We start from the raw sequence: 11,949 nt of genomic DNA, 5'->3' as shown, positions 1-11,949 counted from the left end.
AGGCCAACTCTGGCAGATATTCTGGGCAAATCCGCTTACGCGGGTTACTCTCACCACCTCCAACCGATTACGAGGCAGACATGGCAAACACCGACTATGACGTGGAACTGTACGAGCTTCTGGAAGAGGCAGTCGCCAGCGGCGAATTGGATGAAGAGGAAGACCGCGCGGCCATAGGTGTGGCCCGTCAGGTCATTGATATGGGTTATTACAGCCTGTCGCCGAAGCAAAAGACACTGTACGACGCCAAGGTTATTCCCGCCATCAAAGAAGTCGCAGCGGAGTGGGAGAAGAACGAGATGTTGAACCGGCACGGCGACTGAAACGCCTGGTGCCCGTGCGGAGAAACTGGCCTAGCTCTTCAGCCAACTGGACAGTTCTATCGCGGTGTTCTTTGCCTCATCTAGCACCATCCAAACTTTGTTGTCGTGCCCCTCTAACTTGCCCCAAACGATGCGATCATAAAGCCCAAGGTATTCCCATGACGTCCACGCGGTCTTGTAAGTTTCTTCGACAGCCGGAAAGAGTGCGATTTTGTTTGTGCCCTTGTAGCCGTCTGCTAATCCCAACTCCCACGGAACCCACTTACTCTCTTTACTGTTTTCACTTGCAAGCATGACAAACTTCTTAGACTGTTGAATTCTGGACTTTAAGGTCGATGCAGTTTCTTTGCTTGTATAAGGGGGAAGCTTCGGGTCTTTTTTGTCCATATATATGGTAGCGCCATGCCCTTCTAGAACGCGGATTGCACCGACAACCAGATCGCTATCTTTGCTCGAATGAGAAAGAAATGTAGCGCCACTAGGTGTCCGTTCCTCCGCTCGTTTCCGAACGTTGGTTTGCTCTTGTAGGTTAAGCTCGCGCTGAAACTGCAAAAAGGTGTCGCGCGTAGTATACTCTGCCAATTGTCAATCTCTCACCAGCTGGTTCATCTTCGCACGATATGCTATGAGCTTCTGGTTCACCTCAAGCAGGTCCTCAACCAATTCTTGATACGCGGGAAAATTCTGCTGCACGGACTGAGGTTCAGCATCAGTTTTGTTTTCCAACTGTTGTTCGTACCAGTGCCGAAAGCGCGCCTGCCACTTTGTCAAATGAGGTCTCAGCCCTTCGTTTAGAACCTCGACTGACAGGTCGACGATTTTACTCGTGCTCTTTCCCCTGACTTTCGAAACTGGAACTCCCTTTATCAGTTCACGGGTCACGCCAAAAAACGCGTACCAAGAATCGTATACTTCGGCGATGACGTCATGTTCGGCGTCGATAGGCAGACCGATTTTTCGCGTGCTCAGTTCAACCCATATGGAATAGGCAATCTGGCGGTCTGTATCGTTCGGTTTGAAGGAAATCTTTTGATCACCCAAACCAAGTTCCGCCCCATCGATTTCGAAGTCTTTGAGCCTTCGTCTGAACCACCAGCGCAATACCCCCCAGCCGCAAAGAACAAGCAGGGCAATTGCGAGCAATGGCAGTGCCGACACCTGAATGCTAAGGCTCCAATCTTCGGCGAGTATGATGGAGACAATGTCCTTGTTGGACGGTGTTGGAGTAGCCGATGGAGAAGCCATCAGCACTGCCTGTTGTTTGACATACGCTCGCGCGGGTTTTTGATGAGATGCGCATGCGTGCTGCGCCGATTAAACGCCGCCTCAACCGCATTGACCAATGCGCTTGTCGATTGCGGGTATTCCGTGTGTCGTGCTTAGCAGTCGACAGCAGGCCAGTCAGAAGACAGATTGTTGTCGAACCTCGGCGGGAACCCGCCAAAGCTTGGCAGCTTGATACCCAACAATCCGTTTGGTGTAGTGTTACCGCCATGCCTTAGTGAAGATTGAAGTTCCCAATCAACGTATCGACGCGCCCATGTGCAGCGTCCCATGAGAACGATTGTGACCGTGGAGCCGCCTAGAAATTTCTCTCTGATGCGACGCATGATGTAGTCTGAATTTGTACTTTGAATAACATCGCCGGGCATTTCTGCTCCCAGTCCCCGCGCTATGAAGGTATCGTGTTCGTGGTCAAAATCTTTAACAAATTGGTCTACTGCTTCCTGGTCTGCATGATGATATGAAATAAAGCACTTTCGGCGAACTACAGCCATTTCCACCTCTTAAATCTGGAGTAGGTCCAATTGATTCACCTAATCTCCGAAGTATAGGGAGCCAAGTGAGCAATTGCCATATTGACACAACTTACGCGCTAGACGGGTCCTGTTCCCCACATACTTTGGCAATATCTGCTGTTGAAACCGCTTCAAGTCGATATTGCTTCCGCAGCGAAGGTCCGGTTTTCGCCTCCGTTTCATACAAGCGTATGTTTTTCATCATTATTCTTGCAATCATCGGCTGTATTTGTTCACTATATGTTCCGTTAAGTTGAACCAATATTGAGTAAGGATATCATATGAGTGCCACAGACAAGAACACCGAGCATTTAGAACCAACACGCGCACGCCGTCCTGATATGATTGGCTATTCCGTCAGACAGATCGGCGATGGCAAGAAATCATCCTGGAGCCGTGTGGCGGCGGCATGGGCACACAAAGACGGACAGGGCTTTGAAGTGCGCATGGATGCTGTGCCCGTTGATGGCAGGCTTGTTTTGCGCGAGCCGTCAGATGATCGTCAGGCTGAAGGCGGCATGATTGAGCGATCCCCAGCGGGATAGTTCTGTAATCAGTTTGCGTGGGGAAGAGGCGGGCTTTGGCTCGCCTCTTTTTTTGGTGCATCCGCCGTTGGCGGACCGGGCTGTCGTGAACCAAGCCTGCGGTGCAGTCTTGGCCAGTCGGCGTCCATCCCTCGCACAGGTTTTGCGCTGCGCACGTTTTTTTTAGGTCAAGTCTTGGGGCTTCGCCCACCAGCGCACTTCAGCAAAAACAGATCGAAGAGACCCTTTCATTGTCGGCTCCCCCTAAAGGTTGCCCCCAACAATGAAGAGGCTCTTTCGCCGATTTTTCCTTCCGTTTGCACCCCCACTCTCGGCGAGGGCCAAGGGTTGCAGACGCAACCCCTGATCCAAGGAAGGAAAAGCAAGATGACAAATGAAAATGCCCTACCGCTTCGCTACTTGAGGGCGGTGACACTCCATGCACAACCCTACGACCTAGCGGCCACAGGTTTCTACTTTGAAACAGCCGAGGAATATCAAGCCAAGGCGGCAGCTTTACGGAACGACTACGGCGACCCTGTCGAGGAATTTGAAATCCAGTTCATTGATGGCGAGGCTATTGATTGCGATCTGGCGAAAGCCATTGGCCTCTATCAAAGCACCATCGCGCAATATTTTGACGCTGTCGAAGAATGGGAAAACCACGACAAACGCGTTGTCATCATCGCCGTTGGTGAGTGCGGCTACAGTTTCGATGCCAGCACCCAGCCGAGCGATTTCGATGTCGATATCTACGAGCTGGACACGATGCGCGCGCTTGCCGAGCAGTTCGTGGACGAAGGTCTGTTTGGCGACATTCCCGAACGCCTTCAATTCTACATTGATTATGACGCCATCGCCCGTGACCTGAGCCTCGATTACTCCGAGATCGAGATTGCAGGCACCTCCCTGATTTACCGCAGCGCATGACTGGAGTGCAGCCCCAAGCCGCTCTGCCTGAGCGGTTTCAGGGTGCAATCCTGTGCCGATAGTCAAAAAAGGAAAATGACCATGAACATTCAACACATTACATTGGAAAATCTCACAACCACCAACATCAACGTGCGCAAGACGGGTGCAAAAGACGTGGATGCCCTTGTGCAGTCCATCCGCACCATTGGCTTGCTACAGCCCTTGCTGGTGCGTCCCGCAGGGGAGGTCTTTGAGGTGGTCGCAGGGCAACGCCGCTATCATGCATTGTGTCAGATCGCCGAGGATACCGAGATTGATCCCGTTCCTTGTGTCGTCATGTCAGCGGATGACGATGTCACCGCAATAGAAGCGTCCTTGACGGAAAACATGGCACGTGCGCCCATGGATGAGGTGGACGAGTACAAGGCCTTTGCCACGCTGGTCGCACAGGGTAAATCTGTTGACGACATCGCCTATAGCTTTGGCCTGACAGAACGCATGGTGCAGCAGCGGCTGGCTTTGGGCAACTTGCTTAGTCCCATTCTGACAGCCTACCGCAAAGATGAGATTCAACCTGCAACCTTGCGCTTGCTGACCATGGCGACAAAAAAGCAGCAGAAGGCGTGGCTAGACCTATTCCGCAACGAGGAAGATCACGCGCCGCAAGGGTATCGGTTAAAACAGTGGTTGTTTGGTGGCACCGACATCTCAACCGTGAATGCACTGTTTGATCTTGAAGCCTATGCTGGCAACATCGTCTCTGATCTCTTTGGTGGAGACAGCTACTTCGATGATCCAGAGGCCTTCTGGGCGTTGCAGAATGTCGCAATTGCCGAGGTCAAGGCGACCTATCTGGACGCTGGTTGGGATGAGGTCATCCTTCTTGATGTCGGTGAATACTTCCCCAGCTATGAATACGTTGACACCCCAAAAGAGAATGGCGGTAAGGTCTATGTGCATATCGCCCATAATGGCGAGGTGACGTTCTACGAAGGGCAATTGTCACGCAAGGAGATCAAAGCGCGTGAAAGAGCCAAGGCGGGAGAGACAGCACAAACAACCGTGCGGCCTGAGATCACCAAAGCCATGGGCAACTATCTTGAACTGCACCGCCATGCCGCCGTGCGGAATGATTTGCTCAGTCATCCTAATGTGGCGTTGCGCCTGATCACGGCGCATATGATTGCGGGGTCTGATTTGTGGGATGTGAAAGCTGACCCGCAAAAAGCAGCGAAGTCTGAGATCACGGACAGTCTTGCCACCAATACCGCGCAGCAGGCATTTGACGTGGAACAGCATACCATTGCTGAGTTGTTGGGCTTGGATGGTGCCTTGATGCGCAAACATAACGACTACAACGCGCGTCCCGCCATTGCCGAAGTGCTGACGAAACTTATGACGTTGGAGGATACCGAGGTCATGCGTGTGCTGACCTGTCTGATGGCGGACAGTCTCGCAGTTGGAACAGGCGTGGTCGAAATGCTGGCGCAGAGCTTTGGCACCGACATGCAGGCAGCGTGGTCAATCGACGATGCGTTCTTTGACTTGATGCGGGACAAAGAAGCACTGAATGGCATGGTGGCGGAAATTGCGGGCGACAGTGCCGCACGAGAGCATGTCACGGCGACCGCCAAGACCCAGAAAGCCATCATCAAAGCCTGCCTTGATGGCACCCGTATCGCCAAGGTGGAGAATTGGACACCGCGCTACATGGCGGTGCCACAGCAAGGCTATACCGAGCGCAGCGGGTTTGAGGAAGTTGCTGAGGCAGCAGAAGCAGAAGTCGCTATTGCTGCTGAATGACGATCCAGACCTCACAGAGCGACATAATACTTGCCCTGTGAGGTCACGTTTGCAAGCCGAAAATAAAATTGCGATCCTGACCCTGCGGTTCAGGATCGCATCAATGCTCCCCCCAAAAAAGTGGGGGCATCGGATCGTTAGGCGATCAAAGGGAAAGGATCATTCGCTACAGGCGGGACTAAGGGGTGAAGTGCGGGACATTCCCGACATTTGAATTCTGGTCTTTGCTAGTGCAGCACGCCTTCGCGCAAGCAGCACGCCTTTGTCTGTGGTGTAGTACGAGGCGTCAATCCGGTCGTTAACCGAAGCCGATTTCTCTAAATCTGAAACCGCACTTTCGCCGCAGCTTCATCGGACAACTCAGGCACGGACAAGTCCGTCATCCGATTTTGGGACTGTACTGACGCAACATCTATCCGGGATTGCGGCCAAATTTTCGTTGGGATGGCGGTTGCTAGAATGGCTTCTGAGCCTTAGGTTCGACACCAATTCCAACTACGCTTAGTTGCCTCACAAATCTATGTCAAAAAAAGACTTTTCGTTCCGCCTAACCCGAAGTGAAGTAGTGATCATCGCACTATCTTTAGTGTTTTTGGCCGTGGTTATCATACTTGCTTTCGCAGGAAATCGTCCTGTGGCCTATGTAGTTGGTGTACTCGGTATCAGCATCAACGTGGCGATTTGGACTATCGTCAACGAAATACGAAAAAGTATGGATGCAGTTATCCCGTATTTTAAGATCGATAATGCGGCGTTCAGAGAACTTGGAGCACAGAAACTAGAAGATTTGCGGAATCTTCTCGTCGATCTTGAAGGTGATACCGTCAGTCTAAATGTCATAGATTTGTTCAAATTTAGTAAACTACAGACTCAAACAGCCAGAAATATCATTGCTGTTGATGTAAAGAGTGAGAACCTTACTTTTTCTGAACAGTTGAATGATTACTTGTCCACATCCAAAAAAGCAGCGCGGTCTGGAGTGAGAATTGACCGTATAATTGTGTTCCCTGACAAATTTCGTTGTTTGGTCGAAGAGCTCAACGGAAATGAAATCGTCTCGAAAGATGCTCATGAAGCAGCTTCGGTAATAATTCGATATATTGAATGCGGTTCAAGAAACCTTGATGTAGTTTTTCGCGGCGACCTAGATGACCCAACTTACCCTTTGGACTTTGCGGTCTTCGATGAAAAACTGGTACTACATGATCCCTACACATTCGTTGGAAGGCAATCGATGGTTGGTTATGTGAGTATCGCAAGTTCAACAATTGAAGAGTACCAAAATAGATTTGACTTCCTATCTCAGGCCGCAAGCAAGAATAGACACGTTGTTGAGCGGCTATCCGAAGTCGCGACGCCTTAAACCTAACTCTGCTAGCATGGAGAGATACTCACCATGTGAAAATCCCATCCTAGCAAGGAGTGATCCTACTGCACTTTGCATCAACGGAGGCGGAGACTCGTTTGTGTCGATAACAAAAGGATTGGACTCTGCGTCTAACCGGAAGTCAATTCTACAGAAACCTTCAAAAGTGAGCAACCGCGCCGCTTCTTCTGCTGTTCTGTGCATTTGCGCCAGTGTTTCACTATCGATCATTTTTGGATCATAGTTTTGAACGACACCTTCGGTACATTCATCATAGTTCGTTCTGGCTTTCGACCAGTACTCACTAGGAGATTCTCGATGTTTGTAACCAACGCAACCGATTGCTTGGATGTCGTTTACAGTTGATATAACCGGTACACCCAACTCTAGGCCTGGGATAAACTCCTGTACGATTACCTCTCCATCAAAAGAATTGGCGAAGGCCTCAACAAAAGCAGACCCTTTGTCGCCCCAAGAAAAAACTGAATTTTCATCTATGCCGACGCACATCGACTCATAGTTCGGCTTCAAGATCACCTCGAGATTGTTTTCCGGTAATCTTTGTCGAAACCACCCATTGCCACTTCGATAGTGCCACGTTCGGGGCATCCTGATACCATGCTTTGTAAGGATTGAGTATGCCAACCACTTATTTCGAGCAATACAGTTAGCAGTTGGCCCTGAATTAATGTATTTGATATTGTTAAACTGGCAGAAAGCCGGAATTAGAGCTCTACGCCCTGGACCAAAACCACATTCCCCAATCGCGTAAACGATCGCGTCGGCCATCATGTGACGATCAAGATCCAAGGTCGCAGTTTTCAAAAAAGAACTCTCATCTGGAAAAACTTCAACAGAGAACCCGATCGCGGTAAAGGCGTCCGCGAGGGAGTCTATTTGTGCTCGCGAATAAAACTGCGAAATGTGTTCAGGCCTGCGCCCTCTTATTCGCTCGGCCATATCCTCTCGTGCTGGAGCAACGAGAAGCAGCCTATGTGTTGGTGCGGATGACTTACAACGTGCCGCAAGTTCACCCAGTGTTCTGTGAACGGGCCCACTCGAATGTCTATTGTCGTCGTTCACTGCTTAAGCCTTTCCAGTAAGAGTTTATGAAAACTCTCCATGCAACTCTACCGACCGCTACACTGCTAGACAACGCTTGGAAGCCCTCCACTCAATACAAGATCAACTGCACCATTTGGTCGAGGCGGGATCAGAAAAGCTGCTGACTCCCCTTCGCCGGGTGCAAGAGACTTGTCCTGCGTCTTGATCGTTGCTGATGGTATCGTCGTTCGCCATGCATAATTGTCTGCTTTTGCGGCTGCACTGCGGCGTAAGATGCTTCGTTTGAGCATTGATCGTCGCTCTACTTGCGCTCGCAGTATGAGATCCAATTTCACGGTTTGGGCTCTACTGTCAGCTTTCTCTGCGCTCTGCACGAACGGCTGCTGTCACCTAGGCGTGACAAGATCACGCCATCGACGGTCCATCTCGATTGCGCACTTTTGCCGGGCGGCTGTAGCGTTGATGACCTGTCGCCCACCTCGGTCGATCTTTGTTGTTGATGAACAGCCGCACGTCGTCGCGATGGCGGGTCATCGCGACGTAGGCGAGGTGACGATCCATTGACCGGGAGGCAAGGACGTAGGATTGATCGACCGTTGCGCCTTGCGACTTGTGGATGGTGACGGCGTAGCCGTGATCGAAGCTGCGGAAGTCTTGCGGATTGAAATGGACGCGACGGTCTGTGTCCCCATCGAGAGCAACGGCTATCTCACCATCTTGCACCGTTGTGACCGTTCCCAACATGCCGTTCTTTACGCCGATGTCTTTGTCGTTTCGCGTGAAGACGATGCGGTCGTCCGCTGCAAAGGCGCGCGTGCCAGTATCGGTCGTGAACAGTGCCTCCGTCGGCGCATCCTCATCTGATCGCAGCGCCGCACGAATGGCCTGATTGAGGGCGTGCACATCTTTGCGTTTATGGGCAATGGCGAGGCGTGATTTGGTGGAGCCATTTGCCGCGACATCCATCGCATAGGTTTCGACCAAGGCTTCGATGGCGTCAGCGCGATCATTCACTTGCGTCACAGCATCCATCTCGCGGTATTGGTCGACAGCTTTTGTCAATTCACCCGCCGCGAGTCCTCGGGAGGCCTGTTTCTGCCAATCTGCTTTCTGCCGGTGAATCTCGGTCAAGCGCGCTGCCCCGTGGTCTTTGACCACGCGTCGGAACGGTGTCCCGGCCTCAATCGGTTGCAACTGGTCGGGGTCGCCCACCAGAACCAGCTTTGCACCGATCTCGTTCATTTTCGTTATGATGCGGGACATTTGGCGAGTCCCGATCATACCTGCTTCATCGACGACCAGCACATCGCCTTTGGAAATCGGCTCATATCCATTCTTCCAGGACATCTCCAAAGACGCCAATGTGCGGCTGGATATCCCGGACGCACTTTGCAATTCTTCTGTGGCTTTCCCCGCGAGTGCTGCACCGTGGACTGTCATGCCTTGCTGTGCCCAAGCCTGCTGCGCCGTGGCCAGCAGAGTGCTTTTGCCAGCGCCCGCAAGCCCAACGACGGACGACATTTGCTTATCATCCAAGACATGGCGCAAAGCGCTCTGTTGTTCCTCACTCAACTTGCCGCCAAAGGCGCGGCCCATTTTGTCGTTCTGTGACGTGATCGCTTGTTTGATATGCGTGGTGTTGACGGCAAAGCCGCCTTTGACTGACATCGACGCCGCAGCGCGATCCAGTGAGTGTTCGGCTTGCTGGTAATCTATCGTCGTAAAGACGGGCGTTGATCCATCATTGGCCAGGCGCACCAGTTGCGGTGACTGCATCGCGTGATCTGCTGTCTTTTGCAGTGTCATGGGATCATCAATCCGTTTTGCCAGCGCGCGCAACACATCGACACGTTTGAAGGCGGCTTTGGTTTGCGAGACATGATTCAGCACCAGGGCAGGTGACTGGAGCAGCTGCGCTTCGGAATGGGGGAGGCCTTCATCGGGCAGAACCAACGCTTGCTTTGGATCGGATTGCCTTTGCGCGTGAAAGGCTGGCGACACTCCTTGCGATTGACCGTCACGGGTTAGGGCCTGTCGTTCCACAAGGTGTTTGGAAATGAGCGCCTGCCGCGCATCACGATCCCGCTGCGCAGCGGTTTGGGCGTCCTGTTCAAAGCGTGTGAGCGTCGCTTGATATTGCCCGGTTGTACGCGACAGCAGCCCACGCAAGCCGGTGGGCAATTGCGCTTGCCGTGTCTTTAGCTCAGCCAGCCGCTGCTCTTCCTGCGCTTTCAACAGAGCCGTGCGTTCCGCGCGTTGCGCCGCAACCAGCTTTGCGCGACGTGCTTCAAAGGCAGTTTTGGCTGGCTCGATGGGTTGTCGGGGGATGTCATGAAGGCGACCCGCCAGACCCTCAATCGATGGCAGGTCCATCTCCGAGCCAATCCGCGCGCGCATCTCTTTCGGTTTGACACCACACCAACGCGACAGCGACCAGACCTTGCCGCTGGCGTCAACGGCAACGAACCCGCGCCGGTCGCCGCGCGCGAGGGCAAAACCTTGCTCTTTCAACGCAGCTTCAAATCCTACTCTGGAATCTGATGTCTCCCAGCACGCGCGGAACATGGCTTTCAAGGCATGGGGATCGCGCTTGGCCCGTTTCGCCTGTCCAGCTTCCTGCCGGGTGTAGTTCAGCGGATGGCGTTTCTCCGCATCCAGAAAGCCTTGCGGCATCTCCCAGTCATGGCTGCGGTAGAGGTCTCTTGCGAGCCCCCCAAGCTTGCGTTTGTAATGCGGCAGATTGATCGCTTTGAGCTCTCGTCCATCAATCCGCGACCAGACCGCATGTGCATGCCGCCGTCCGTTTTTCTCATGAAGGACAATCGCGCGGGGCTGACCGACAAGGCCCAGGCGTTTCTCAGCTTCGGCAATAGTCTTTTCAAAGTCTTCGACAGAGACCTCCGCATACTGTGGTGGGTTCAGTGACATCGAGAACAGATATTTGTCGCAGCGCGTGGCATTTGAGATCGCCTCAGCTTCGGCAAACGCACCGTAAAGATCCTCGGCAACAAACCCGTCGATGGCATGCACTGTCACATGATCATTGTCGCGCGGGTTCAGGAGGTGATGCGCGAGCTGTGCGCCATATCCCCGTTCATTGCCTTTCAGGATCACGCTTGGCGCCTCCCGCCCGCAGAGCGGCGGGTCTTCTTGCCAAGCGCGTCCATCAACAGCGTTCGAATGGCCAACAGATGCGCGTTGGCTTCCGCGATATCGGCTTTCTCAGTCTCACCGACGATCAGTGCACCGATGTTGGCATGATAGGCCAGCTGGTTCAGATTGCTCGCAATGCGCGACTGCCCCAAGAGAGCCAAGGCCTCTGCCGCTGCTTTCTTTTCCTCGACGATATCGGCAGGCCGGAACTTTCTCAGCCTGGCATCCTCAGCGAACACGCATGCCCGAACGTAGGCGCTAAGCGTCATCCCAGCCGCCAACTCTTCCAGCCGAGCACGCTCTTCCGGTGTCAGGCGCAAGGTCAGCGGCGACAACGCCGTGCGTGTTTTGCCCGAGGATGCCTTTGCAAACACAGGCTCGACGTTTGAATCGTTTGACGATGCAACACGGGTCATGGCGCAGGCTCCTCAAACGACGCGACCAATTCTGGACCATCGTCTATCTGATCTGCATTATCTTCCGCCGCCTCAGCAAACGCCGCCAGCCTGTGGATAACTTCTGGCTCAGACCGAAGAATGCTTGTCCATTCCTCTAATTCTGTCAGGATCTGGTCGCACTCAGAAGGTTCTAGGTTGTTCCTCCCCGGTGCACCACGAAATTCAAGAATATTTTTTTATTTCAATGACTTGACGTTTTTAGGCTGGTTTCAATCCACCCCGCTATCCACCCGTTGTTGGTTAAATCAAAGCTTGTCCATTCGGGGGATCTATGGGGACAAAGTGCTGCATTTCGGCTTGTTTCATAGCTGCATTGCGCTCACGCATGCTGATTGCGTAAAACGCTGATCTGTCCCAGCTGACATTTGACAAAACCTGACAATACGAGCTCAGCAAATCGCATTATCCTCAGGACAGGCTTGGCCCGGCTAAGCTCGTTTTCCTTGCAGCAGACGGATCTGTTTCCGCAGTGAGCCCAATTTGACCAATGCTGTTGTGGCCATGAAAGGCAGCTTTGGCGCGTCCATATGCTGCGACACAAAGAAC

General features: G+C 52.7%; 11 protein-coding genes. 5 read left to right on the top strand and 6 right to left on the bottom strand.

Going from position 1 to position 11,949, the window contains the following annotated elements; genetic code table 11:
- Nucleotides 1-80: 80 nt before the first annotated feature.
- Nucleotides 81-323, top strand: coding sequence for a hypothetical protein (locus ISX84_RS20735; RefSeq protein ID WP_195822326.1), 243 nt, complete (start codon nucleotides 81-83; stop codon nucleotides 321-323).
- Between the two features lie 30 nt (nucleotides 324-353).
- Here ISX84_RS20735 and ISX84_RS20730 read toward each other — a convergent pair whose 3' ends face one another.
- The 3 genes from ISX84_RS20730 to ISX84_RS20720 all read right to left on the bottom strand — a co-directional run bounded on the left by ISX84_RS20730 (nucleotide 354) and on the right by ISX84_RS20720 (nucleotide 2,101).
- A complete protein-coding gene (locus ISX84_RS20730; RefSeq protein ID WP_195822325.1) occupies nucleotides 354-905 on the bottom strand; it encodes a toll/interleukin-1 receptor domain-containing protein in 552 nt (183 codons plus the stop codon).
- A gap of 3 nt (nucleotides 906-908) precedes the next feature.
- A complete protein-coding gene (locus tag ISX84_RS20725; protein ID WP_195822324.1) occupies nucleotides 909-1,568 on the bottom strand; it encodes a hypothetical protein in 660 nt (219 codons plus the stop codon).
- Between the two features lie 134 nt (nucleotides 1,569-1,702).
- A complete protein-coding gene (locus ISX84_RS20720; protein WP_229884472.1) occupies nucleotides 1,703-2,101 on the bottom strand; it encodes a TIR domain-containing protein in 399 nt (132 codons plus the stop codon).
- A gap of 302 nt (nucleotides 2,102-2,403) precedes the next feature.
- Here ISX84_RS20720 and ISX84_RS20715 point away from each other — a divergent pair, with 302 nt between their 5' ends.
- The 4 genes from ISX84_RS20715 (at nucleotide 2,404) to ISX84_RS20700 (ending at nucleotide 6,724) form a co-directional block, all read left to right on the top strand.
- Nucleotides 2,404-2,667, top strand: coding sequence for a hypothetical protein (locus ISX84_RS20715; RefSeq protein ID WP_195822323.1), 264 nt, complete (start codon nucleotides 2,404-2,406; stop codon nucleotides 2,665-2,667).
- Between the two features lie 366 nt (nucleotides 2,668-3,033).
- The gene (locus ISX84_RS20710) at nucleotides 3,034-3,576 is read left to right on the top strand and encodes an antirestriction protein ArdA (protein WP_195822322.1); all 543 of its coding nucleotides are present in this window, start codon (nucleotides 3,034-3,036) and stop codon (nucleotides 3,574-3,576) included.
- Nucleotides 3,577-3,657: 81 nt separating this feature from the next.
- Nucleotides 3,658-5,361 carry a ParB/RepB/Spo0J family partition protein gene (locus ISX84_RS20705; protein WP_195822321.1) on the top strand — a complete coding sequence of 568 codons (1,704 nt, stop codon included), beginning with the start codon at nucleotides 3,658-3,660 and terminating at the stop codon, nucleotides 5,359-5,361.
- Nucleotides 5,362-5,926: 565 nt separating this feature from the next.
- A complete protein-coding gene (locus ISX84_RS20700; protein WP_195822320.1) occupies nucleotides 5,927-6,724 on the top strand; it encodes a hypothetical protein in 798 nt (265 codons plus the stop codon).
- Here ISX84_RS20700 and ISX84_RS20695 read toward each other — a convergent pair.
- From ISX84_RS20695 to ISX84_RS20685, 3 genes are all read right to left on the bottom strand, one after another.
- Entirely contained in the window at nucleotides 6,701-7,687 is a 987-nt protein-coding gene (locus ISX84_RS20695; protein WP_195822319.1) for an ATP-grasp domain-containing protein, read from the bottom strand. The genes ISX84_RS20700 and ISX84_RS20695 overlap by 24 nt on opposite strands.
- A 510-nt stretch (nucleotides 7,688-8,197) precedes the next feature.
- A complete protein-coding gene (locus ISX84_RS20690; RefSeq protein ID WP_195822318.1) occupies nucleotides 8,198-10,906 on the bottom strand; it encodes an AAA family ATPase in 2,709 nt (902 codons plus the stop codon).
- On the bottom strand, nucleotides 10,903-11,361 hold the full coding sequence (locus ISX84_RS20685; RefSeq protein WP_229884471.1) for a plasmid mobilization protein: 459 nt from the start codon (nucleotides 11,359-11,361) through the stop codon (nucleotides 10,903-10,905). Before ISX84_RS20685 ends, ISX84_RS20690 begins: the two co-directional genes overlap by 4 nt.
- Nucleotides 11,362-11,949: the final 588 nt, after the last annotated feature.

The organism is Roseobacter sp. MH60115 (assembly GCF_015644665.1).
Taxonomy (GTDB): Bacteria; Pseudomonadota; Alphaproteobacteria; order Rhodobacterales; family Rhodobacteraceae; genus Roseobacter.
Note: the sequence above shows the minus strand (reverse complement) of the source record. Positions and strands in the feature narration are given on the sequence as shown.

Coding starts and splice junctions, on each gene's coding strand:
- ISX84_RS20735 (WP_195822326.1), top strand. CDS start 81: ATGGCAAACACCGACTATGACGTGGAACTGTACGAGCTTCTGGAAGAG.
- ISX84_RS20725 (WP_195822324.1), bottom strand. CDS start 1,568: ATGGCTTCTCCATCGGCTACTCCAACACCGTCCAACAAGGACATTGTC.
- ISX84_RS20720 (WP_229884472.1), bottom strand. CDS start 2,101: ATGGCTGTAGTTCGCCGAAAGTGCTTTATTTCATATCATCATGCAGAC.
- ISX84_RS20715 (WP_195822323.1), top strand. CDS start 2,404: ATGAGTGCCACAGACAAGAACACCGAGCATTTAGAACCAACACGCGCA.
- ISX84_RS20710 (WP_195822322.1), top strand. CDS start 3,034: ATGACAAATGAAAATGCCCTACCGCTTCGCTACTTGAGGGCGGTGACA.
- ISX84_RS20705 (WP_195822321.1), top strand. CDS start 3,658: ATGAACATTCAACACATTACATTGGAAAATCTCACAACCACCAACATC.
- ISX84_RS20695 (WP_195822319.1), bottom strand. CDS start 7,687: ATGGCCGAGCGAATAAGAGGGCGCAGGCCTGAACACATTTCGCAGTTT.
- ISX84_RS20685 (WP_229884471.1), bottom strand. CDS start 11,361: ATGACCCGTGTTGCATCGTCAAACGATTCAAACGTCGAGCCTGTGTTT.